20 protein-coding genes, 1 tRNA gene and 2 pseudogenes are annotated in these 23105 nt (G+C 72.9%); 11 read left to right on the forward strand and 12 right to left on the reverse strand.

Going from position 1 to position 23105, the window contains the following annotated elements; all coding sequences use genetic code 11:
• Positions 1–420: 420 nt before the first annotated feature.
• Together ACTWQH_RS21370 and ACTWQH_RS21375 are read right to left on the reverse strand one after the other, a co-directional pair.
• Positions 421–849: pseudogene (locus ACTWQH_RS21370) on the reverse strand (SAM-dependent methyltransferase); the annotation flags it as partial.
• Between the two features lie 134 nt (positions 850–983).
• A complete protein-coding gene (locus ACTWQH_RS21375) occupies positions 984–2018 on the reverse strand; it encodes a LacI family DNA-binding transcriptional regulator (protein WP_443288276.1) in 1035 nt (344 codons plus the stop codon).
• 239 nt (positions 2019–2257) lie between these two features.
• Between ACTWQH_RS21375 and ACTWQH_RS21380 the strand changes: the two genes are divergently transcribed.
• Genes ACTWQH_RS21380 through ACTWQH_RS21395 form a run of 4 tightly spaced genes read left to right on the forward strand, consistent with a single transcriptional unit; the run spans position 2258 to position 7068 of the window.
• Positions 2258–3583, forward strand: a complete 1326-nt coding sequence (locus tag ACTWQH_RS21380; protein WP_443288277.1) for an ABC transporter substrate-binding protein — start codon at positions 2258–2260, stop codon at positions 3581–3583.
• A gap of 12 nt (positions 3584–3595) precedes the next feature.
• The gene (locus ACTWQH_RS21385) at positions 3596–4666 is read left to right on the forward strand and encodes a carbohydrate ABC transporter permease (RefSeq protein WP_443288278.1); all 1071 of its coding nucleotides are present in this window, start codon (positions 3596–3598) and stop codon (positions 4664–4666) included.
• Positions 4666–5601 (forward strand): carbohydrate ABC transporter permease, encoded by a 936-nt coding sequence (locus tag ACTWQH_RS21390; protein ID WP_443288279.1) that lies wholly within the window; start codon positions 4666–4668, stop codon positions 5599–5601. The genes ACTWQH_RS21385 and ACTWQH_RS21390 overlap by 1 nt, the downstream gene beginning before the upstream one ends.
• Positions 5602–5652: 51 nt before the next feature.
• The gene (locus ACTWQH_RS21395; RefSeq protein ID WP_443288280.1) at positions 5653–7068 is read left to right on the forward strand and encodes a GH1 family beta-glucosidase; all 1416 of its coding nucleotides are present in this window, start codon (positions 5653–5655) and stop codon (positions 7066–7068) included.
• A 151-nt stretch (positions 7069–7219) separates the two neighbouring features.
• Here the strand turns inward: ACTWQH_RS21395 and ACTWQH_RS21400 are convergent, their stop codons facing one another.
• Complete coding sequence (locus ACTWQH_RS21400; RefSeq protein ID WP_443288281.1) at positions 7220–8083, reverse strand: spermidine synthase; 864 nt, start codon at positions 8081–8083, stop codon at positions 7220–7222.
• Between the two features lie 83 nt (positions 8084–8166).
• Positions 8167–8565 carry a hypothetical protein gene (locus tag ACTWQH_RS21405; protein WP_443288282.1) on the reverse strand — a complete coding sequence of 133 codons (399 nt, stop codon included), beginning with the start codon at positions 8563–8565 and terminating at the stop codon, positions 8167–8169.
• Between the two features lie 198 nt (positions 8566–8763).
• On the opposite strand from ACTWQH_RS21405, the gene ACTWQH_RS21410 reads away from it, so the two are divergent.
• Positions 8764–10224: a tetratricopeptide repeat protein gene (locus tag ACTWQH_RS21410; RefSeq protein WP_443288283.1), complete on the forward strand. Its 1461-nt coding sequence runs from the start codon at positions 8764–8766 to the stop codon at positions 10222–10224.
• A 446-nt stretch (positions 10225–10670) separates the two neighbouring features.
• Here the strand turns inward: ACTWQH_RS21410 and ACTWQH_RS21415 are convergent, their stop codons facing one another.
• Entirely contained in the window at positions 10671–11270 is a 600-nt protein-coding gene (locus tag ACTWQH_RS21415; RefSeq protein WP_443288343.1) for a histidine phosphatase family protein, read from the reverse strand.
• A 176-nt stretch (positions 11271–11446) separates the two neighbouring features.
• On the opposite strand from ACTWQH_RS21415, the gene ACTWQH_RS21420 reads away from it, so the two are divergent.
• From ACTWQH_RS21420 to ACTWQH_RS21430, 3 genes are all read left to right on the forward strand, one after another.
• Positions 11447–12370, forward strand: coding sequence for a phosphatase PAP2 family protein (locus tag ACTWQH_RS21420; RefSeq protein ID WP_443288284.1), 924 nt, complete (start codon positions 11447–11449; stop codon positions 12368–12370).
• Between the two features lie 33 nt (positions 12371–12403).
• Positions 12404–12775 carry a hypothetical protein gene (locus ACTWQH_RS21425; protein WP_443288285.1) on the forward strand — a complete coding sequence of 124 codons (372 nt, stop codon included), beginning with the start codon at positions 12404–12406 and terminating at the stop codon, positions 12773–12775.
• A 107-nt stretch (positions 12776–12882) separates the two neighbouring features.
• Positions 12883–12956, forward strand: a tRNA-Lys gene (locus ACTWQH_RS21430).
• A gap of 288 nt (positions 12957–13244) precedes the next feature.
• Here the strand turns inward: ACTWQH_RS21430 and ACTWQH_RS21435 are convergent.
• From ACTWQH_RS21435 to ACTWQH_RS21450, 4 genes and pseudogenes are all read right to left on the reverse strand, one after another.
• Complete coding sequence (locus tag ACTWQH_RS21435; protein ID WP_443288286.1) at positions 13245–13523, reverse strand: substrate-binding domain-containing protein; 279 nt, start codon at positions 13521–13523, stop codon at positions 13245–13247.
• Positions 13524–13797: 274 nt separating this feature from the next.
• Positions 13798–13872, reverse strand: a pseudogene (locus ACTWQH_RS21440) (LacI family DNA-binding transcriptional regulator); the annotation flags it as partial.
• A 47-nt stretch (positions 13873–13919) separates the two neighbouring features.
• Positions 13920–14366 carry a cold shock domain-containing protein gene (locus ACTWQH_RS21445; protein ID WP_443288287.1) on the reverse strand — a complete coding sequence of 149 codons (447 nt, stop codon included), beginning with the start codon at positions 14364–14366 and terminating at the stop codon, positions 13920–13922.
• Between the two features lie 156 nt (positions 14367–14522).
• Positions 14523–15755, reverse strand: a complete 1233-nt coding sequence (locus ACTWQH_RS21450) for a M6 family metalloprotease domain-containing protein (protein WP_443288288.1) — start codon at positions 15753–15755, stop codon at positions 14523–14525.
• 389 nt (positions 15756–16144) lie between these two features.
• On the opposite strand from ACTWQH_RS21450, the gene ACTWQH_RS21455 reads away from it, so the two are divergent.
• Positions 16145–18040, forward strand: coding sequence for a putative bifunctional diguanylate cyclase/phosphodiesterase (locus ACTWQH_RS21455; protein ID WP_443288289.1), 1896 nt, complete (start codon positions 16145–16147; stop codon positions 18038–18040).
• A 27-nt stretch (positions 18041–18067) separates the two neighbouring features.
• Here the strand turns inward: ACTWQH_RS21455 and ACTWQH_RS21460 are convergent, their stop codons facing one another.
• On the reverse strand, positions 18068–18814 hold the full coding sequence (locus ACTWQH_RS21460; protein ID WP_443288290.1) for a maleate cis-trans isomerase family protein: 747 nt from the start codon (positions 18812–18814) through the stop codon (positions 18068–18070).
• Positions 18815–18942: 128 nt separating this feature from the next.
• Positions 18943–19827, reverse strand: a complete 885-nt coding sequence (locus ACTWQH_RS21465) for a maleate cis-trans isomerase family protein (RefSeq protein ID WP_443288291.1) — start codon at positions 19825–19827, stop codon at positions 18943–18945.
• 215 nt (positions 19828–20042) lie between these two features.
• Between ACTWQH_RS21465 and ACTWQH_RS21470 the strand changes: the two genes are divergently transcribed.
• Positions 20043–21050 (forward strand): D-2-hydroxyacid dehydrogenase, encoded by a 1008-nt coding sequence (locus tag ACTWQH_RS21470; protein ID WP_443288292.1) that lies wholly within the window; start codon positions 20043–20045, stop codon positions 21048–21050.
• A complete protein-coding gene (locus tag ACTWQH_RS21475) occupies positions 21047–22558 on the forward strand; it encodes an amidase (protein WP_443288293.1) in 1512 nt (503 codons plus the stop codon). Before ACTWQH_RS21470 ends, ACTWQH_RS21475 begins: the two co-directional genes overlap by 4 nt.
• On the opposite strand, the gene ACTWQH_RS21480 is transcribed toward ACTWQH_RS21475, so the two are convergent.
• On the reverse strand, positions 22539–23063 hold the full coding sequence (locus ACTWQH_RS21480) for a DUF3830 family protein (RefSeq protein WP_443288294.1): 525 nt from the start codon (positions 23061–23063) through the stop codon (positions 22539–22541). The genes ACTWQH_RS21475 and ACTWQH_RS21480 overlap by 20 nt on opposite strands.
• Positions 23064–23105: the final 42 nt, after the last annotated feature.

Consider the following 23105-nt stretch of genomic DNA (forward strand, 5'->3'; position numbering starts at 1 on the left):
GGGCAACCCGCTCAACCAGAACAACCCCTCCGGCGCACTGGGCAACGCCCCGCTCTCGGGCCACTGGTTCGAGGCCCAGTTCCAGGAGCTCCTGGAGAACGCCCACCCGCCCCTGTGACCCCCACGGGATCCATGATCGGCTGACCGGCGGTTGAGCGGCGGCCGGCCGACGATTCCCGAAGCCCCCCACGCACTCGCCCCCGGTGCCCTCCAGGCACCGGGGGCGAGCTGCGTCCGGGCCACGCGGGGCCGGCCCGCCTCGGGTTCAGGCTTCAGGGCTTGCGCGCCGGGCCCCGGCCAGCAGCCAGACCGCCGGCGTCGAGCGGCTCCCTCACCGGCCGCTCCGGCCGCCACAGTGGCGCCACGGCGGCGGCACCACGCCCGGCTCCAGCAGCTCGAAGCCGTCGGGAACGCCGTGATCTCGTCCAGGCTGCGCGTCCGCCCTCGCCCACGGGCCTTTTGCAGGACGGCCTCTTTCGCGCGGGCCTCGGGGAAGCTGCTGCAGAAGTGGGAGAGGAAGAGAAAGAAGAGAAAGAAGAAGAGGGAGAGGTAACTCCCGGGCGCGAGGCGCTCCTTGTAGGCGTTGACCACGCCCAGCGGGTCCTCTTCGTCGTTCACGTGGTGGATCACGGCGAGCGCCACGGGCGCGATCGGCCGCGAGAAGTCCATGGATCCGGCCACGTCGGGGGGTCGAGGACCCCGGTCACGTCGAGGACCTGGTCGATGCCGAGGTCGGCGAGCTGGCGGACAACGTCGTACGGAAGGTCGTCCCGCGCGCGGCCGTGCGCGCTGTGCCGCCCCGCCCGGCCACCGCACGCCTGTTCCGCGCCGCGTTCGCGCCGCAGCCACGCCACCGAACGCCGATTCCGCGCCACCTCCGCGACGCCTTCACGCCGATTCGCCGGGGACGGCGTCCTCGCGCCACGCGTGCTCGGCATGCGGCGTGCATGCCGCGTTCTGGGGTTGTCGGTGTTCACGGCCTCTCACGACGAGGCGCGCCGCACCAGCTCCGTGGGGAGCACCAGCCGCGGCAGGTCGGGGTCGCTGTCGCCGATCTCCTCCAGCAGCGCCCGCGTCATGGCCCGGCCCATCGCCTGTGTCGGCTGGTTCACGCTGGTCAGCGGCGGATCCATGTGGCGGGCCAGCGCCGAGTCCTCGAAGCCGACCAGCGCCACGTCGTCCGGCACCGAACGCCCCAGCTCGCGCAGGGCCCGCCGCGCGCCGACCGCCATCAGGTCGGAGGCGCAGAAGACCGCGTCGAGGCGCGGCCGCCGCCGCACCAGCTCGTGCATGGCCAGATACGCGCTCTCCTCGGTGAAGTTTCCGCGTGCGATCAGGCCCTCGTCCACCTCGCGCCCGGCCGCGCGGATCGCGGCCCGGTAGCCGTCCAGGCGGCACTGGGCCACGTACATGTCGGCGGGGCCGGTGATGGTCGCGACCATGGCGCGCCCGCGCCCGAGCAGGTGCTCGACGGCGAGCTGGGCGCCGCCGACGTTGTCACAGTCGACGTACGGCACCTGCTCCTCGGCCGTCCTGCGACCGGTCATCACCGCCGGGATGCCCGCCTCGGCGAGCTGGTCGGGCAGCGGGTCGTCGCCGTGCACCGAGATCAGCAGAACGCCGTCCACGCGCTGGCTCGTGGCGTACTGCGTGAAGCGCTCCCGCTCCCGCGGCGTCCGGATGAGGGTGAGCAGCAGCTGGATGTCGGTGTCGGCCAGCTCCGCGCTCACGCCGCGGATGATGCCGCCGAAGAACGGCTCGGCGAGGCGTTCCTCCGGCTCGGGCACGACGAGGGCGATGGCGTCGGTGCGGTTGGCCGCGAGCGCCCGTGCGGCGCGGTGCGGGACGTATCCTAGGTCGGCGATGGCCTGCTGTACTGCTGCGCGCGTCCGGTCACTCACTCTGGGTGAACCGTTGATCACGCGCGAGACGGTGCCCCGGCCCACCCCCGCCCGGGCCGCGACCTGTTCGAGCGTTGGTCTGCCGTCGCGGCCTGTGCCGCGTTCTGCCACTGTCATGCTTCCTCCCGATTGCCGCCCCAGGATCCAACTACATCACGGACACCGAGACGCATGGTCTGACGTCTTGACACTTGTCGAAGGCTCCGGAACCCTTCAACACATCACAACTGGGAGCGCTCCCACGTATCCCAAACCCTACAGAACCCGTACGTTCCGAGCCCAGGCCCCCTGCCCCCCACGCGTCGCACCACCCGGCCGGGAAGGCAACGTTCAGTGCGCCAGGAGGACGACCCGTCATGCGTAGTATTTCCCGCATATCCAAGCCACCGCGCCACCGGGCGCACAGATCCCTCGCCATCGGCCTGACCGCCGTCCTCGCCACCGGTCTGCTCGCCGCCTGCGGCGGCGACGACGACGGCGGAAGCGGCGGCGGGGACACCGCGCTCGAGATCGGCCTCTTCGGAACGATCGCGTACGAGGCGGCCGGGCTCTACGACAAGTACGAGAAGCAGAATCCGAACATCACGATCGAGGAGAACTCGGTCGAGGAGCTCCAGGACTACATCAACCGGCTGCGCACCCGCCTCGCCCAGAACAGCGGCATGTCGGACGTCCAGGCGATCGAGGTCGGCAACGTCGCCGAGATGACCGGCGAGCTCAGCCAGCGCTGGGTCGACTTCAACGAGTACGACGTGGACATGAGCCACTTCCAGGACTGGAAGGTGGATCAGGCCACCGACGAGGCGGGCCGGGTGATCGGCCTGGGCTACGACATCGGCCCGATGGCGATCTGCTACCGCACCGACCTCTTCGAGGAGGCCGGCCTGCCCACCGACCGCGAGGAGGTCGCCGCGCTGTGGGAGGGCGACTGGGAGAAGTACCTGGACGTCGGCGAGGACTTCCTCGCGGGCACCTCCAGCGACGCCGCCTTCGTGGACTCCGCCGGCAGCTTCTACAACGCCGTCCTCAGCAGCTTTGACGAGCGGTACTACAACGCCGAGGGCGAGCCGGTCTACGAGACCAGCCAGGGGGTGCAGGAGGCGTGGGACCTGGGCGTCCGCGCCGCGCAGACCGAGGGCATGACCGCCCAGCTGGAGCAGTTCAGCCAGGAGTGGAACCAGTCCTTCACCAACGACGCCTTCGCCACCATCGTCTGCCCCTCCTGGATGCTCGCCAACATCGAGGAGTACACCGGCCCGGAGGGCGCGGGCACCTGGGACGTGGCTCCCGCGCCGCAGGCGGGTAACTGGGGCGGCTCGTTCATCGGCGTGCCGGCCGCCACGGACAACGTCGAGGAAGCCGTCGAGTTCGCCGCCTGGCTGGCCGCCCCCGAGCAGCAGGTCACGCTCTTCAAGGAGACCAACGTCTTCCCCAGCTCGGAGGAGGCCGCCAACGACCCCGCGGTGCGCGAGACCACGTCCGAGTACTTCAGCGGCGCACCGACCGGGCAGATCTTCTCCGACGCCGCGGCCGAGATCCCCAGCGCGATCATCGGCCCGAGCGACCAGGTCATCCAGGAGGGCCTGACCGACGGCCTGGTGCAGATCGAGCAGCAGGGCGCGTCGCCGGAGGACGCCTGGCAGAACACCCTTGACGAGCTCGAGAACGCACTGGCGGAGTGATCGGAAAGGCTGATGACGACTGATCACAACGCGGCCGCGCCTCCCGGACACCCGGGGGGCGCGGCCCCGCGCCCCGCTTCCACACTGGGGAAGCGCGACCAGGACGGCCCGGACGGGTCCCCCGGCAAGTCACCGGGCAAACACGCCGGCCGCACCTCCTGGCACTCGCGCCGCTACCGCTGGGACATCAAGTACAGCCCGTTCGCCTTCATCTCCCCGTTCTTCATCCTGTTCGCCGCCTTCGGGCTCTTCCCCCTGCTCTACACGGGATGGGTCTCGCTCCACCAGGTGAACATGATCAACCCCGACGAGATGGAGTGGGTCGGCTTCGACAACTTCAGCCGGCTGTGGGACGACGAGTTCTTCTGGCGGGCCCTGCGCAACACCTTCACCATCGGGATCATCTCCACCGTGCCCCAGCTGGCGATGGCCCTGGGCCTGGCCCACCTGCTCAACTACAAGCTGCGCGGCAGCATGTTCTACCGCGTGGCGATGCTCGCGCCGTACGCCACCTCGGTGGCGGCGGCGGCCCTGGTCTTCGCCATGCTCTTCGGCCGCGACTTCGGCATGATCAACTGGGGCCTCGGCCTGGTCGGCATCGACCCGGTCGACTGGGAGTCCGGCCACTGGACCTCGCAGTTCGCGGTCTCGACGATCGTGATCTGGCGCTGGACCGGCTACAACGCACTGATCTACCTGGCCGCCATGCAGGCCGTGCCGAACGAGCTGTACGAGTCGGCGGCGCTGGACGGTGCCAGCCGCTGGCAGCAGTTCCGCAACGTGACGATTCCCTCGCTGCGGCCCACGATCCTCTTCACGATCGTGGTCTCGACGATCGGCGCCACGCAGCTGTTCGGCGAGCCGATGCTCTTCGGCGAGGGCCAGCCGCAGGGCGGAACGCAGGGCCAGTACCAGACGCTGGGGCTCTACATGTACGAGATCGGCTGGTACAACACGCACCTGGGCCGGGCCGCGGCCATCGCCTGGGTCATGTTCCTGCTGCTGATCGTCATCGGGCTCATCTACTGGGTCCTCACCCGCTGGGTGGGTCGCAGCACCGGCGGCATCGGCGAGGAGGCGTGATGGCGACCACCACCACAACGACACCGACCGGCGGGAGGCCGGCCGCGGACCGCCGCGACGGTCCACCGCCACCCCCGCCGCGCCGCGGGCGTGGCCGGCGGGCGGGCAGCGCCGGCAAGCAGCTGCACGGTGGCTGGCTCAGCTACACCATCCTGGCCATCTTCGCCTTCGGCTCGATCGCGCCGCTGGTCTGGGCCTTCATCGCCTCGTCCCACGACAACACGCGGCTGGCCGAGTCCACCCCGCCGTTCTGGTTCGGCGGCCACATGGGGGAGAACTGGGAACAGGCCTGGGAGCAGGGCAACCTGGGCCACGCCATGGTCAACACGACGATCGTGGCCAGCACCATCACCCTCGCCACGGTGCTGTTCTGCACCCTGGCGGGCTTCGCCTTCGCCAAGCTCCGCTTCCGGGCGAAGAACATGCTGTTCCTGCTGGTCATCGGCACGATGATGGTGCCGCCCCAGCTGACCGTGGTGCCGCTGTTCATGTACATCTCCGACCTCGGGTGGACCGACCACCTCCAGGCGGTGATCGTCCCGATGCTGGTCAGCGCCTTCGGCGTGTTCTTCATGCGCCAGTACCTGGTCCAGGCGCTGCCCACCGAGCTGATCGAGGCGGCCCGCGTGGACGGCGCGCACAGCCTGCGCGTGGTGTGGCACGTGGTCTTCCCCGCCGCCAGACCGGCGATGGCCGTGCTCGGCATGCTCACCTTCGTGATGGCCTGGAACGAGTTCTTCTGGCCCCTCATCGTGCTCAGCCAGGACAACCCGACCGTCCAGGTGGCGCTGACCGGCGTCAGCCAGGGCTATGTCCAGAACCAGGGAGCCATCATGGCCGGCGCGGTGATGGCCACATTGCCGCTGCTCGTCGCACTGACACTGTTCGGCAAGCAGATCGTCGGCGGCATCATGCACGGAGCGATCAAAGGCTGATCCCCCCCACCGAGGTCTGATCCCCTCCTTCGATCAAATGGGAGCGCTTCCATGACTGAAAACCAACCCCGGGTGTTTCCGCCGGACTTCCTGTGGGGGGCGGCCACCTCCTCCTACCAGATTGAGGGCGCGGCGCGGGAGGACGGGCGTACGCCGTCCATCTGGGACACCTTCAGCCACACCCCGGGCAAGGTTCTCGGCGGCGACAACGGAGACGTCGCCGCAGACCACTACCACCGCTTCCGCGAGGACATCGAGCTGATGTCCGGGCTCGGGCTGGGCGGCTACCGCTTCTCGGTCTCCTGGTCGCGGGTCCAGCCCACCGGCCGCGGCCCGGCGGTCCAGCGCGGTCTGGACTTCTACCGCGAGCTCGTCGACGGCCTGCTGGAGCGTGGCATCGTCCCCTCCCTCACCCTCTTCCACTGGGACCTGCCCCAGGAGCTGGAGGACGCCGGCGGCTGGCCGGCGCGCGAGACGGCGGAACGATTCGCCGACTACGCGGCCCTGGTGGGCGAGGCGCTCGGCGACCGGGTGGGCATGTGGTCCACCCACAACGAGCCGTTCTGCGCCGCCTTCCTGGGCTACGGCTCCGGGGTGCACGCGCCCGGCCGCACCGAGCCCGAGTCGGTGCTGAAGGCCGCCCACCACCTCAACCTCTCGCACGGCCTGGCCACGCAGGCGCTGCGCTCGGTGCTGCCGAAGAACACCCAGATCGGGATCACGTTCAACCCGGTCGTCTCCCGCCCGTACTCGGAAAGCCCGGCCGACAAGGACGCGGCCCGGCGCATCGACGCGCTGCAGACCCGGATCTTCACCGACCCGGTGCTGCACGGGGCGTACCCGGCTGACCTGAAGCAGGACACCGCGCGCGTCAGCGACTGGTCCTTCCTGCGCGACGGCGACGAGGCCACGATCCACCAGCCGCTGGACTGGCTGGGCCTCAACTACTACACCCCGTCCGTGGTCTCGGCCGCGGCCGACGGCGACCCGACCGAGGGCGCCGACGGGCACGGCTCCAGCGAGCACTCGCCGTGGGTGGGCTCGGCCGACCTGGTCCGCTTCCACCTCGCGCCGGGCGAGCGCACGGAGATGGGCTGGGTCATCGACCCGACCGGCCTGTCCGAGCTGCTGCTGCGCTTCCACCGCGAGGCCCCGGGGCTGCCGCTCTACATCACGGAGAACGGCGGCGCGTTCGAGGACAAGGCGGACGAGTCGGGCCTGGTGCACGACCCGGACCGGATCGCGTACCTCCACGGCCACCTCGGCGCGGTCCACGACGCGATGGCGCAGGGCGCCGACGTGCGCGGCTACTTCCTGTGGTCGCTGCTGGACAACTTCGAGTGGGCGTACGGCTACAGCAAGCGGTTCGGCATGGTGCACGTCGACTTCGAGACCCTCCAGCGGACCCCGAAGGCGAGCGCCCGCTGGTACTCGGAGGTGATCGCCGCGGGCCAGCTGCCCGACTGAGGCGAGATCACCGCAGGACCACCCGAAAGGGGGGAGGGCGTGCCCGGCGTTTCCGTCACCGCCCGCCACGCCGGGCACGCCAGGCGGGCCCCGGACCGGTGCGGCCACCACGTGGCACCGGGCCGGGGCCCTCGCCATGTTCGCGTCCGCGTCAGCGGAAGACGCTGGCGGGCGGGCGCGGCGAGGGCTCGGCGGTGGCGTCGGTCACCACGGCCGCCCCGGCGATGAAGTCGGCGAGCTCGCCGCCGGCCAGCACCCGCGCCGGGTGCGGGTCGCCCGCGCAACGCCGCACCAGCTCGGCCACCGGCAGCTCCCGGTCGGCGGCCAGCAGAATCCCGTTGCCGAAACGCCGGCCGCGCAGCACGGACGGCTCCGCGGCGAGGCAGACGTGGCCGAAGCGGCTGAGCGCGGTCGCCGCCTGCCGGCGCAGGTGGGCCAGCGGCGGGCCGTCGGTGAGGTTGGCGGCGTACCAGCCGCCGGGGGCGAGCACGCGCCGCACCTCGTCGAGGAACTCCGCGCTGGTGCAGTGGGCCGGGGTCCTGGCCTCGTCGAAGACGTCGGTGATGACGAGCTCGGCCCAGCCGTCGCGCAGCTTGCCGAGCACGGCCCGGGCGTCGGCGGCCCGCACCCGGATCCGGCTGGCGTGCGGCAGCGGCAGCTCGCGGCGTACGAACGCCGTGAGCCGGGTGTCGGGCTCGGCGACCTGCTGTTCGGAGCGGGGGCGGGTGGCGGCCACGTAGCGGGCCATGGTGAGGGCGCCGCCGCCGAGGTGCAGCGCGCGCAGCGGCCGGCCGGGGGGCGCGACGAGGTCGGCGGCGTGGCCGAGGCGCCGCTGGTACTCGAACGCCAGCCGCCCGGGCTCGGCCAGGTCGACGTGGGACTGCGCGGCCCCGTCGATCAGCAGCTCCCAGGCGTCCGGGCGGTCCGGGTCCGGCACGAGCTCGGCGACGCCGCCGCCGACGCGCTCGCTCACGATCCCCCGCCCGCCGCCGTGCCGGCGCCGCCTCTTTCTCATCACACGGACAGTGTGACGGCGCCGGCGGCGTGCGCGACAGGGGGTATCGCCGCCGCCGCTGCGTCACGGTGCCCCGCCGGGTCTCACGCTCCCGGCAGCGGATCGCGCAGCGGGCCGCAGCGGTCGACGACCGCGAGCATGTGGGTCACCTCGTCGAGCGCGGCGCGCAGGCGTTCCGGCTCGGTGGCCTGGGGGACGGCGCCGTCGGGGGCGATGAGCCAGCCGGTGCCGGTCACGGGCGGCTTGGCGGCCCGGACCGGGCCCAGCGCCTGGGTGCAGGCGCTGCCGGGCAGGTTCCAGCGCTCGGCGGTGCCGGGCGGCACGACGAAGCCGAGCGTGTCGCCGTCCCGGTCGTGCAGCACCGGGCCGACGCCGTCGCGCAGGCGCAGGATGGCGACGGCCTCAAGACCTTCCCGGGCGGGCACGGTGACCAGTTCGCAGGCCGCCGTCTCGCGGGTGCCGATCTCCGTGGCCTCCACCATGCGGATCCCTCCTCATCCCCCTTGCGATTCCTCGCGGTTCGCGGTCGGTCGAGAGGTACAACGCCGCCCGGCTGTCAACGGCTACGGGCCGCGACCGTCCCAAAGGATGGCAGTTCATGGCAGATCGCGAGTGACATGACCTGGTTTGTCGTGATATCGGATAGAGCGGCCGTGGCCGCAGCCGGTACCGTCCGCGCCATGGCGAGGCCAGCAGCCGCGCCCCGGGGCGCCGGTCCCAACCGTGCGTTCAGGGAGTTGCGGGGAGACAGGTCACCAGGAGAGTTCGCCGCGGCGGTGCGCCGCGCGGCGCGGGAGATCGGCGAGCGTGTGGCGTGCGACGCGCGCTACATCGGCCGGGTCGAGTCCGGAGAGATCCGCTGCCCTAACTATGCCTACGAGCGGGTATTCATCCATATGTTCCCTGGTCGCACTCTTATCGATCTGGGGTTCGAACCCCGGCAGGCGGTGCGCGGGCGCAGGCCGCGCACGACAGGGACCGGGCCCGGCAGCGAGGCCGGCACCGGACACAGGACCAACGGCACCAACGATCCCGACGACACCGAGGAGAGCGATGTGCTGCGTCGCGCCTTCATGACGGGCGGCCCGGCCGCCCTCGCGTCCCTGACCTCCCTTGGACAGTCCTCCTCCGCTGCCCTCGACACCGCCGCCCTCCACGCCTCCCCCGGCCCGCTCTCGGCGGGGCGCCCCGGCGAGCGGGAGGCCGCCGCCGTGCGGCAGGCGGTGCGCGACATCAGGCTGCTGGACGACGAGTACGGCGCCGACGCACTCTACCGACCCGCCGGTGACGCGCTGCGCGCCGCGTACCTGATGCTGGACGCCGGGTCCCGCCGTCAGTCGGTCAGCGACCGGCTCCACACCGGCGCCGGCGAGCTGGCGATCTCGGTCGGCTGGCTGGCCCACGACTCCGGCCGCTTCGCCGAGGCACGTTCGCACTACGCCGAGGCGCTGGCCACCGCCCGCGTCAGCGGCGATCCCGGCCTGGAGGCGCACGCCTTCTGCAACACCGCCTTCCTGGCACGCGACGCCGGCCGCCCCCGCGAGGCCGTGCGCGCGGCCGAGGCGGGCCAGCAGGCGGCCCGCCAGCTGCCGTCGTCCTCCCCACGGCTGCTGTCCCTCCTCGCGCTGCGCGAGGCGGGCGGCTGGGCGGGCATGGGCGACCGCAGCGGCTGCATACAGGCGCTGGCGCGGGCGCGCCGCCTGTTCGGCCAGGGGCCGCGCGAGGCGGATCCCGAGTGGATGACCTTCTTCGGCGAGGCCGAGATGGCCAGCCTGGAGGCGCAGTGCTGGGCGGCCCTCGGCGACTTCGGCCGCGCGGCCGAACAGGCCCGGCGGGCCGTCGAGGTCCAGCTGCGGCAGCCGCACTTCGTGCGCAACCTGGCGCTCTTCTCCGCCGAACTCGCCGACCACCTGGCCCGCCACGGCGAGCCGGAGGAGGCGACGGCCGCCGGCCACCGCGCCCTGGCCCTGCTGAACGCCGGCGCCCGGGCGGGGACCGGCGCCGCGGGCAAGGTCAGGTCGACGCGCGTGAAGGAACTGCTCGGCACGACGGCCGAACGCCTCACCCCGTACCTGGACGAGCCCGCCGTCGCCTCCTTCCGCACCGCGGCACCCGACCCGCCGGGGGCGGCCCCCGCGTGAGACACCGGCAGCCGGGGACGCCCCCTGCCCCTGCCTGACGCCGCCCGAGGCGGGCGACGCGGGCGCTCGGACGGCGCCCGGCATCCGGGCCCCCGGCCCGTCCCGACGGCCACACGCCGCAGCCGAGCACTCCAAGCGCCGACAGCCGACCACCGGCGCTCGCGCCGGCACGGACCGACCGAGCGCTGCCCCCAGCCACTCCGGCCCGCCGTGGACCTCCCGGGGCCGGCAAAGACGGCGGCACACCGGCCCGCGCGTCGGCCTCTGGCCGCCGGCAGCCGCACACCGCAGCGGCCTCGACGGCCAGGGCGCCGGGGACTTGAGGGCTCCCGGGCGCGGGCCCGCTCGCACGCGCGGCCGCGTCCGGGCACGAGCCGCAGGCTCGCGGGCGCCGGGCGGCAGGAGGGCCGGGCGGCAGGGCGTTCGCTGCCGAGCCGCCCGCAGGGCTACAGGTGGCCGGTGTCGTTCCAGCGCTCCAGGGCCGGCTCGCCGTACGCCCAGCCGAGGATGGAGATCGCCGCCGGGGACAGGGCGAGGCGGGCGGCGAAGCGGACGCTCTCGCCGAGCCAGCGGGCGGCGACCGCGCGCAGGATGTGGCCGTGGGCGAAGAGGACGGCGTCGCCGTCCGGCGCGGTGGCGCGGGCCCAGGCGACGACCGTGTCGGCGCGCTCCGACAGCTCCGCCAGGCTCTCCCCTCCCGTCACGCCGTCCCGCCAGATCAGCCAATCCCCGCCGCGGCGCCGCGCGACCTCATCGGAGGTGAGGCCCTCCACATCGCCGTAGTCCCACTCGGCCAGCGCGTCCCACGCCGTCGCGCGCTCCCCGAAGCCCGCCAGTTCGCAGGTCTCGGCCGCCCGCGAGAGCGGGCTGGTGCGGACCTCGGCCCCCGGAAGCCCGTCGAAGGGCGGGCGGTGCAGCCGCTCCCCCACCGCCTTGGCCTGGGCCCGGCCCGCCTCCAGCAGCGGCACGTCCGTCCGTCCGGTGTGCCGACCGGTCAGCGACCACTCGGTCTGCCCGTGCCGGACCAGCAGAATCCGCCGCGCCATGCCCGCCTCCCAGTTCCCAGCCGCCCCTGCGGCCTCAGATATCGCGCTCATCACTCATCATCGTGCACGCAACCGTACGGGCCGCCCCGGGCGTCACATAGATAGGACCGCGCCGTACGGTGGATGGATGCGCGCGGGCCGCCGCCGACGATGACGTGATGTGGAGTTAAGAGAAAATGCCCCGAGACCGGCCACGCTGGTGGACCGAGCTGCTGGTGATCGTGGTGGTGTATGGGGCGTACACGGGTGCCCGCGTGCTGGCGCGAGGCGACGTCCACACCGCGATAGACAACGGCCGGGCCATCCTGAACGTCGAGCGCGCGCTCTGGCTGAACGCCGAGCACCCGCTGAACGAGCTCTTCACCCAAGAGGCCTGGCTGGGGGTCCCGTCCGCCTTCGCCTACGCCTCGCTGCACTACGTCGTGACGCCGATCATCCTGATATGGCTCTACCACCGAAGGCCGCTGCACTACCGGCTGATGCGCACCTGGCTGCTGACCTCCACTCTGCTGGGACTGGTCGGCTTCACGCTGGTGCCCACCAGCCCGCCCCGGCTGCTGGACCCCGGGTACGGCTTCGTCGACAGCCTCGCCCAGTACAGCAACTGGGGCTGGTGGGCGGACGACGCCAGCGCGCCGAGCGGCATGGGGGACTTCACCAACCAGTACGCCGCCATGCCGAGCCTGCACGTGGGCTGGTCGCTGTGGTGCGGCGTCGCGTTGTGGCACTACGGCTCGGGCTCGCGGCTGGTGCGCACCCTGGCCGTGGCGTACCCGCTGACCACGGCGATCGTGGTGATGGGCACGGCCAACCACTACTTCCTGGACGCCCTGGCCGGGACCCTGGTGATGACGCTGGGCCTGCTGCTGGCCCGCCCGCTGCTGGGGCTGTCGTACCGCTTCCAGTCCCGCTTCGGCCTCGCCCGGCCCGCGCCCGGCACAGAGCACGACAGCCTCCAGGTGGCGCGCGGCGGCCGGCGCACGCCGGCGCAGCGGAACGGCGAGGCCGGACAGGGTGGACAGGGCGGCGGCTCGTGGTCGCGGGGGGCGCCGGGGGACAATGGACCCGCGCAGCGGAAGGAACTCGCTCCGCCACAGTGACCCCAGCGACCCGCCGTGGAGAGAAGATCACCGATGTCCGACCCCCACTCCGCAGGTAGCGGCGGGCGCCCGGGACCCCCGCGTTTCCGGCGCCCGGCCGCGCTGTTCTTCGATCCGGCGGACGAGCGTGGTCGGGAGGAGGAGCACTTCTTCGACCTGGAGTCGCTCACCGACCCGGCCGAGCTGCTCGGCCGTTCCACCGAGCTCGCCGTGGCGTTCCAGGCGGCGGCCGACCGCGCCGTGGAGTACCAGGCGCTGGCGGCAGCCCAGCTCGCCGACCCGCGCCGCTTCGACCGCCTCCCGGCCGCGGCGATCGCCGACCGCGCGGGCTGGACCGAGGACTACGCACAGAAGATGATCGACTACGGTCGGGAGCTGCAGCGGCGCCGCTCCCCCACCGATTGACTGCCGAACGACGGCTGAACGACCGCCGTACCGCCTCTGGCCAGGGCATGCGCGTAACCGATTTTTGTGCAGGCAGACGGGGGTGCTAAGGTCTCCTACGTCACCAGGCGCCGCTAGCTCAGTTGGTTAGAGCAGCTGACTCTTAATCAGCGGGTCCGGGGTTCGAGTCCCTGGCGGCGCACTGACGGTCAAGCGCCTCACCTGCGGGTTTCCCGTAGGTGAGGCGCTTTTTTGAGCGCTCGGCGATCTCCTGCCGACCCACTGCCGGCGCGTGGGCGACGCCGTCCTCCTCGTTGATCGGCGTGGTGGCGGCGCCGCCGAGCGGTTCGACGGTCTCCTCGCCGAACGACCATGTCGGGCAGTCCGGTTCGTGACCGATGGACACCTGGGCCGTGGTCCTGGGTGTCCGGCCGCGTCGAGGACGTGGCCTACGCGGGCGCGGACGCGGGCGCCGTCCAGGGAGAGGCCGTCATCGGGGCGGCGCCGCCGAACTGCGCCGGACGATGAGGGTCGGCGGAATGAGGTGGTGACGCGGCCGCGCCCCGCCGATCATGCCGACGAGCACCTCGATGGACGTGCGGCCGAGCGTGACGCAGTCCTGGCGCACCGTCGTCAGGGAGGGGACCAGGTACTCCGACCCCGTGATGTCGTCGAAGCCGACGAGCGAGACGTCCCCGGGGACCGCCACGCCCTCCTCCGCGAACGCCGCGAGCACGCCCATCGCCATCTGGTCGTTCCCGGCGAACACCGCCGTCGGCCGCCTCGCTGGTCAACCGGTCCACGGTCCCGGCGAGCTGGTCGTCGCCGCCGCCCTGCCAGCTGCTCATGTTCACCCAGTAGCCGGACTGCTGTGCGGCTCCCTCGACGCCGCGCAGAGTGCGAGGGAGCTCGAAGAGATCGGACCCCGCGATGACCAGGCCGATGGCCATCGACCGCCCGCTCTTCAGCGACCGCGCCAGGCCGTTGCGGCGATACCCCAGGCGCTCGATGGCCGCGACCACCCGCTCCCGGGTCTGCGGGCGCACCGACGGATGGCCGTTGAGCACACGGCTGACGGTGACGTGCGCCACGCCCGCTTCCCTGGCGACGTCCACCATGCTCGGGGGACGCGCAGAACGCGAACGCGCGCGCCGCCAGGCGCCCTTCAGGAGTCGTCGGGCTCCACCCAGCCGTGGTCCGAGGCCAGGCTCACCAGGCGGCTCCGCACGTGCAGGATCTGTCCCGCCGTGAGGGTGTGGTCGGCCGCCAGCAGCGTCTCGGTGAGCTCGGCGCGGAGCTCCTCCGGGGTGAGGACGTCGCACGTGGAGTCGTCGTCCAGGTCGTCGCGCCGGGCCGGGGCCGGCCGCGGCTCCGCCAGGGGCACCGGCCCGGACGGCCCGGAGGGGTCCGAACGCCGGATGAGGCGGATCTCGGAGGCCTTGGGCCCCTTGTCGCCCTCCTCCAGGAAGAACTCAACGTGCCGGCCCGCCTGGTAGAGGTACTTCTCCTCCAGCAGGTCGTTGGCGTGCATGAACACGTCCTCGTTGCCCTCGTCGGGCGCGATGAACCCGTACCCGCGCACCTCGTCGAAGCGCAGGATCTTCCCCGTCATCAACACAGCGACACCTTCCCACCGCAACCGCTTGAATCGCCTGAAGCACTGAATCTCGTGAACCGCTCACCACGACTGATGGCCGCCGACCGGCGGCCATCTCAGGATAGAGGCGGGACAGAGGCGAGGGCACCGGAGGGAAGGGCCGGCCCGGGCTCAGCCGCGGGCCACGGCCTCGGGGACCTCGATCTTGACGTCCCAGCCCCCCGTGGCGGTGCGGGCGCCCACCTCCACGCGGACGCCGGAGGGGGCGTCGTGGTAGCTCTCGCCGCTCCGCAGCGGCGCGTCGGCCAGGCGCGGGTGGACGGAGCCGCCGTGGCACGCGGAGCTGGCCGGATGGCCGTCGAGGACGGAGACCGGACCCTCGGCGGAGGCGACGTCGCTGCGCACCCGGTAGAGCAGCACGCCCCCCTTGCATGCGCTCGCGTCGTTGCCCTCCGGCGTGCGGGCCTCCGCGACCAGCGCCTCGGTCGGGCCGGTGCGCACCACCGCGAGCCGGGTGTCGGCCTGCGGGTGGACGGCGTCCAGCGGGGCCGTCAGCGGCTGCAGGGTGTGGTGGGTGATGCCGGGCGAGGCCACGCAGTCGACGTGTTCGGCGTCCAGCCAGCCCAGCTTCCACTTGTGCCAGGCGAACGGCTCCGGCGACAGCCCGAACTGGCTGCCCATCAGGTCCCAGTCCCCCACACGCGTGTCCCAGTCGCCGAGGTCGTCCGCCGGGCGCCGGTAGAGGTCGGGCAGGTCGAAGACGTGGCCGGTCTCGTGGGCCAGCACGTTGCGGTCGGGCGGGCGGTGCTCGAAGACCGTCACCATCCGGCGGATCTCCGTGCCGCCCACCGCCAGCGGCTGGTCGAAGTTGACGACCTTGGTGGCGTCGGAGTCCACGCCCGGCGCGTCCGGGTCGGCCACCAGGTACACGATGTCGTACTCCCCGAGCTCCACCTGGCCCTCCAGCGCCTCCACGGCGTCGCGCAGGTACGCCGAGCGCAGCTCCGGCTCCCAGTCGCGCTGTATGCCGTACGCGGTGGAGGCGGCGGGCATCCGCACCCACTCGGGCACGACGTGAACGCCGAGGTCGAGGCGGCCGTAGGAGGCGGCGCGGAAGAAGTCGGAGGTCGCCGGGAAGTAGTCGGCCGCGATCGCCGCCGGGGACGACCGGGGCCGGGAGTCGGGGAAGGAGAGGAAGACCATCACCGTCTCCACCCGCCCCACGGGCTGGGTGTACTCGGCGTTCCAGCTGTCGACGCCCTCGGAGTGGTGGATGGCGGCACGCGGCAGCCCGCAGGGAACGCCGACGAGCGCGTCGCCGACCGGGCCGGCCGTCACCGAGGCGCCGAGGAGCGCGGCCAGCGTGGTGGCCACGGTGGCGGATCGCTTGCGGGAACGGCGCACGGCGACCTCCCCTCGCGCCGGAAGACAACCCTGTGGCTACCGAGACAGCCTTGTTGAGAGTTTGTTCTGATACGACCGCACTCGTCCTGTTTCGATAGGCCGCCCGGGTCACAGGAGGAATGTGACGCTGCGTAGCGATCAGTCGTGATCGGTCGAGAGCGCTCCGAGAGAAAGCAGTCACCGAGCAGAAACGATCAGTCCGCGGAGCGCGGTCGAAAATCCTTCGCACGCACAGGTGTCGCAGGGCATCCGGAGTCCGACGGGCGCTGGCTAGGGCACCGCCGCAGCCTCTATGATCGCCACATTTCCAGCGCGGATACGTCTGCGGACAGCCGGGGGATGTCCGACAGCACCGTCCGCGGGCGACGAGTCCCCTTCGGGAGCGATCGGTGAACGGAACCCCCCACCCACCGGGCCAAGACCCCGGAGGCCCTCATGACACCACCCCGCAAAAGACTACAGAAAGTAACGATCGGAGGGGCGAGGCGAGCGACGACCCGGCCGACTACCGTGCCGCGTTCGCCATCGCACAGCTGCCGATGGCGCTGGTGAGCCGGGCCGGCCGCATCCTCTCCGCCAACCCCGCCCTCGGGCTGCTCCTCGGCGTCGCACCCGAGAGCCTCCTCGGCATGCGGGCCGAGACCGTCGCCGGGCTCGGCCTCGACGACCGCACGCGCGGCGCGTACCGCGCGGTGCTGCGCGGCCGCAGCGACCGGCTGCGCTGCACCCGGCGCCTCAAACACGCGGACGGCCACGCCGTGTGGGCCGAGATCACCGTCCTGCCCACCCGGACGCGCGCGGGGGCGCGCGACGCCGGCGCGCGCGACGCGGGCGGCGGGGACACCGAGGACGGCGACGGCGCCACCGGCGACCCAGGCGGCCCCGCGGCGCTGGTGACCATCCTCGACATCAGCGAACGCCGCGAGTTGCGCGAGCAGCTGCGCCACACCCAGATGCACGACCCGGTGACCCGCCTGCCCAACCGGGCCCTGTTCTTCGAACGCCTCACCGCCGCACTCGCCGACTCCGCGACCGGCCGGATCGGGCTGTGCTACCTCGATCTCGACGGCTTCAAGGCCGTCAACGACGCCCTCGGCCACCGCGTCGGCGACGAGCTGCTGGCCGCCGCCGCGCAGCGGCTCACCCAGTGCGCCACCGGCGCCGGCGGGCACCTGGTGGCGCGGCTGGGCGGCGACGAGTTCGCCGTGCTGGTGGAGGGGTCGACCGGCACCGAGCAGCTCACGCGGCTGGCGGAGAAGCTGCTGGGCGCCGTGCAGCAGCCCTTCGAGCTGGCCGGGCAGCGGCTGGTGGTCTCCGCCAGCATCGGCGTGGTGGAGCGGGAGGCCAAGGGCACCTGCCCCACGGGGCTGATGCAGGCCGCCGACACCACGCTGTACTGGGCCAAGGCCGACGGCCGGGCCCGCTGGACGCTCTTCGACCACGAGCGCAACGCCAACCGGATGACCCGGCAGTCGCTGGCCGCCACCCTGCGCCCGGCGGTGGAGCGCGGCGAGTTCACGCTGGAGTACCAGCCCATCGTCGGGCTCTCCGACGAGCTGCTGTGCGGCGCGGAGGCGCTGGTGCGCTGGCGGCACCCGAGCTTCGGGCTGCTCAGCCCGGACCGCTTCGTGCCGCTGGCGGAGGAGACCGGGGCGATCGTGCCGCTGGGGCGGTGGATCCTGGCCGAGGCGTGCCGCCAGGCGCGGCGCTGGCAGCTCGACCACCCCGGGCCGCCGTTCTTCGTGAGCGTGAACGTGGCGGTCCGCCAGGTGTGGGACTCCGACCTCACAGGGGACGTGGCGCGGGTGCTGGAGGAGACGGGCCTGCCTGCCGGGCTGCTCCAGCTCGAGCTGACCGAGTCGGCGGTGATGTGCTCGGCGGGCCGGCCGCTGCGGGTGCTGAGGGAGCTGGCGGAGATGGGCGTGCGCATCGCCATCGACGACTTCGGCACGGGCTACTCAAACCTGGCCTACCTCAGCCGCCTGCCGGTGCGGGTGCTGAAGCTGGACGGCACGTTCGTGCGCGGCTTCCGCACCGCGCGGCACCTCAACCCGGCCGACGAGACGATCGTGGTCTGGCTGGTCCAGCTCGCGCACAAGCTGGGGCTCACGGTCACGGCGGAGGGGGTCGAGGGGCCGGCGCAGGCGGAGCGGCTGCGGCGCATCGGGTGCGACGCGGGGCAGGGCTGGCACTACGCGCGGCCGATGGCCGCGGAGCGGATCGGCGCGCTGCTGGGCGCCAGCCGCGCGCCGGCCGGGTCACGGTCGGGGGGCTTCGCCCCCTGACCCCACGTCTTGAGGGATGGTGGGGCGTCAGGCCGAGAAGAGGCGGCCGAGGGAGGGGACGGTGGGCGGGTCGGTCAGGAGGCGCAGGCCCTCCCAGGCGGTGACCTGGTTGGCGGTGAGCACCGGCTTGCCGAGCGCCGCCTCCAGATCGGTCACCCAGGCCGCCGTGTGCAGCGCCGTGTCCGGCAGCAGCACCGCCTCGGCCGCCGGGTCGTCGCCCTCCAGGGCCAGGCGCAGCACCTCCTCGCGGCCCCAGGTGCCGACCTCGGCCGCCGTGATGATGCCGCTGCCGCGCATCGCGGTGACCTCGATCCCGGCCGCCTTCAGGAAGTCCACGAAGAGCGCGGCCACGTCCTCCGGATAGGTCGCGGCCACCGCCACGCGCGCCGCCCCCAGCGCCCGCGCCGCGTGGGCGAAGGCGAAGGAGGTGCTGGACGCGGGCAGCCCGGCCGCCTTGGCCAGCGCGCGCACCTGCTCGGCGGCGCCGTCCCAGCCGTAGACGAAGCTGGCCGAGGTGCAGGCCCACACGACGGCCTGGACGCCCTCGAGCCGCAGCTCGCCGAGGCCGGCCGCCAGGCGTTCGACCGAGCCCATCTCCAGCAGGGCGTCCACCCGGTGGGCGTCGGTGCCGATGTCGGTGTGGACCAGCGGCAGCCGCGCCCGTCCGCCCGCGTCGCGGAGCATCGACTCCATGCGGGGATAGTCGTCCTCGGCGGAGTAGCCGGGGTAGAGGAAGCCCACGGTGGGGGTCGTCATGGCGGTCGTGGCTGTCATGCGGCTCCTGTCGTGCGGGTGCGCGTGCGGGTGCGCAGTGCGTGTGTGTGCGGTTGGGCGCCGTCCTCGTCCACCGAGCCCGGCGGGGTCCGGGGCGGAGCCCCGGCTGGCTAGGGAGCCCCGGCTGGCTAGGCCACCTCGCCGCCGAGGTCTTCTTCGCCCTCGGCGAACGACGCCACCTCAGGGTCCCGTTCCTCCGGGGCCGCCGGCGCCACGGACGCCAGCGGCGGCGTCCGGGGCACCGGGGGCATGGGGGTCATCGACGCCGGGCCACGGCGGGCCGCCGGGTCCAGCAGGGCCTGGTACGGGCCGACGGCGTCCTTGCCGATCATGCGCAGCGCGGCCCACACCGTCACCTGGTTCGCCGAGATGACGGGCATCCGCAGCTCCGCCTCGAGCTGCGGGATCACGTCGTAGGTGGGAAGGTTGGTGCAGCTGATGAAGAGCGCGTCCGGGGCGCCGTCGACCGCCTGCCGCGCCATCTCCACCACGTCACGGTACGGCACCCGCCATATTTCCCGGGTCAGCCCCAGATAGCTGCGCCCGCACACCTGAACGCCGGCCTCGTGGAGGTAGTCCTCCAGCGAGTCGGTGACCGACTTGGTGTACGGGGTGATCACGGCCACCCGCCGGACGTCCAGCTCGCGCAGCGCGACCAGCAGCGCCCCGGAGGTGGTGAGGGACGTCACCTCGCCGGCGGCCGCCATGGCGGCGGCCATGGACCGCTCCCCGGCCATGCCGCCGACGAAGCTGCCCGAGGTGCAGGCGTACGCCACCACCTCGGGGCTCACGGCGGTCAGCGCGCGGACGGCCTCGCGCAGCGTCTCGTGCTCGCTGACCATCCGGGCCAGGTCAAGGCTCACCTCGACGGGCACGAACGGCGTTCGCGTCAGGTGGAGCGAGACGTCGTCGGGGACCCAGCGCCACAGCTCGCGGTCGAGCGCGAAGTCGAAAGGGGCGACCACCCCTATGCCACGCTGGGGCTGCGGACCGCCCAGGAACGACACATCCATTTGCGAACCTCGATTCACAAACGCAGGGCCACAGGACAGCGGGAGACCACTCCGTCGCCGGAACGCTGAGATAAGGCTGTTGGAGGCTGGATGAGCCGGTGCCTTCGAGGCCTTGGGGGGAACGTTCATTGACGAATGTAGTTTCTGCTTCCTACCGTGGTCAATCCTTGGCTGACTATCAAATCGAGCCCCGGTTTCGGAACGGTTTCCTCGCCATGTCCATTCCCCGCGAACCCCGCGTCCTCGTGCTGGACGCCGAGCCGCTGCCCCGCCTCGACCGGCTGTCGGGCCGGGCCCGAGTGCTGCACTGCGACGAGAAGACGCTGGCCACGAGGCTGCCCGAGGCCGACGTGCTGCTGGTGTGGGACTTCCTGTCCGACGCCGTGCGCGAGGCCTGGCCCGGGCCGGGGCCCCGCCCGGCGTGGGTCCACACCGCCAGCGCGGGCGTGGACCGGCTTCTCTTCCCCGAACTCATGGACTCCCCCGCCGTCGTCACCAATGCCCGCGGCGTCTTCGACCGGCCCATCGCGGAATACGTCGCCGGGCTCGTGCTGGCCTTCGCAAAGGATTTTCTCGGTAGCTGGGAATTGCAGAGGCAACGCCGCTGGCGCCACCGCGAGACCGCCAAGGTGCACGGCAGCCGGGCCCTGGTCGTCGGATCCGGGCCGATCGGCCGCCGAATCGGCGTCACGCTGCGGGCGTTGGGGATCGAGGTGGACCTGGTGGGCCGCCGCGCCCGGGAGGCCGACCCCGACTTCGGCCGGGTGCACGCCAGCGAATCGCTGCCGGAGCTGCTGCCCGGGGCCGACTGGGTGATCTGCGCCGCGCCGCTCACGCCGGCCACCCGCGGGCTGTTCGACCGCGCCGCGTTCGAGCGCATGAAGCCCGGGGCACGCTTCATCAACGTCGGGCGCGGGCAGCACGTGGTGGAGCCCGATCTCGACGCCGCGCTGCGCGGCGGGCGCCTGGCCGGGGCGGCCCTCGACGTCTTCGCCGCCGAGCCGCTGCCGGAGTCCAGCCCGCTGTGGGACGCGCCCGGCCTGCTGGTCTCGCCGCACATGAGCGGCGACACCGTCGGCTGGCGCCAGGACCTGGCCGAGCAGTTCTGCGACAACTTCGACCGCTGGGTGGCGGGCGAGCCGCTGTTCAACGTGGTGGACAAGCGGCTGGGATACGTCCCCGGCGCGGGGGCGGCCGAGGCGAGGGAGGAACGAGAGCGATGACCGGAGTGACGGATCTCACAGCGCTCACGGCGTCCGAGCTGACGGCGGGCTACGCCGCCGGCGACTTCTCCCCCGTGGAGGCGGTGAAGGAGACGCTGGAGCGGGCGGAGGAGATCCAGCCCGCGGTCAACGCCTTCGTGCTGCTCGACCCGGCCGACGCCCACCGGCGGGCGCGGGAGTCCGAGGAGCGCTGGCGGCGCGGCGAGCCCGCCGGTCCGGTGGACGGCGTCCCGGTGACGGTCAAGGACATCCTGCTGCTGCGCGGCCACCCCACGCTGCGCGGCTCCTCGGCGGTGGCCGCCACGGGCATGGCCGGGCCGTGGGAGGAGGACGCGCCGGCCGTGGCGCGGCTGCGCGAGGCGGGCGCGGTCTTCCTGGGCAAGACGACGACGCCGGAGTTCGGCTGGAAGGGCGTGACCGACTGTCCGCCGCACGGCGCGACCGGCAACCCGTACGCCCCCGCTCGCACCGCCGGCGGCTCCAGCGGCGGCAGCGCCGCGGCGGTGGCGCTGGGCGCGGGGCCGCTGAGCCTGGGCACGGACGGCGGCGGCTCGGTGCGCATCCCGGCGTCGTTCTGCGGGATCTTCGCGCTGAAGCCCACCTACGGGCGGGTGCCGCTGTACCCGGCGAGCGCCTTCGGCACGCTGGCGCACGTCGGGCCGATGACACGGGACGCGGCCGACGCGGCGCTGCTGCTGGACGTGATCGGGCGGCCGGACGCGCGCGACTGGTCGCACCTGGGCGATCCTCCGCCGGGCGGCTTCCGCTCGCGGCTCGCCGAGGGCGCGGCGGCGGTGGAGGCGGTGCGCGGACTGAGGGTGGCGTACTCGCCCGCGCTGGGCTTCGGCGACGAGGCGTGGGCCGCGCCCGCGCCCGAGGTGGCCTCGGCGGTGCGCGGCGCGGTGGAGGTGCTGGCGCGGCTGGGGGCGGAGGTGACGGAGACCGACCCGCCGCTGCCGCCGCTGGGCGAGCTGCGGGAGGCGTTCCACACACTGTGGTTCGCGGGCGCGGCCCGGGTGACGCAGCACTTCGACGCGGAGCAGCGGGCGCTGATGGACCCGGGCCTGAAGGAGGTCTGCGAGGCGGGGGCGCGGTACACGGCGCTGGACTACCTGGCGGCGGTGGACGTGCGGATGGCGGCGGGGAAGGTGATGGGTCTCTTCCACACCTCCTACGACCTGCTCGTGACGCCGACGATGCCGCTCACGGCGTTCGGCCTGGGCCTGGAGGTGCCGACCGGCTCGGGGATGCGGCGGTGGACGGAGTGGACGCCGTTCACCTATCCGTTCAACATGACGCAGCAGCCCGCCTGCTCGCTGCCGTGCGGCGTGGACGCGGACGGGCTGCCGATCGGGCTCCAGCTCGTGGCGGCGCGGCACGGGGACGCCACGCTGCTGCGGGCGGCGCACGCGCTGTACGCGGCGGGCGCGGCCGGCGTTCCCGCGCCCCGCCTCGCCGCGGGCCCCGCGCCGGACGCCGCCGTGGGCCCTACTCCCGGCGGAAGCTGAGGGTCTCGCCGAGCGCCCCGGCGCGCCACAGGTCCTGGCAGGCGTCGGCCATGCGGTCGAGGCCGTCGACGACGGCGCCCCAGACGATGCCGGGCACCCAGCCGGCGTCGCCGTTGATCAGCAGGTTGTTGCGCTCGTAGAAGAGGGCGAGGTCGACGACGGTGGCCCGGCCCCGGTGATGGGCGTCCTGCTCGTAGCCGTAGGAGGCGGTGGCGAGCTGCGTGCCGGTGAAGGTGAAGTAGCACAGGTCGCCGGGGATCGGCGTGATGGTGGGGTTCTCAAGGGGCGGCTCCACGGCGGCGAAGGGCTCGACGAGGGCGTAGATCTCGTTCCTGGCGTACTTGGCGTGGTAGACGTCGCCGCCCAGCGGCAGCGCGTGCCAGACGGCGTCGCAGGTGATGGGGGCCCGGTCGCTGAGGAGCTTGGCGGTGCAGCTCACTCCGCGCTTCTCCAGGGACACGGTGATGAACCGCTCGGGGGCTGCGGCCTCCTCGGGCTGGGACATGGGGGGTCTCCTTCGTTCAACGGTCAATCGGCATGGTCGCAT

The sequence above is a fragment of the Streptomyces sp. 6N223 genome, from assembly GCF_052246635.1.
In the GTDB taxonomy this organism is placed as follows: domain Bacteria; phylum Actinomycetota; class Actinomycetes; order Streptomycetales; family Streptomycetaceae; genus Streptomyces.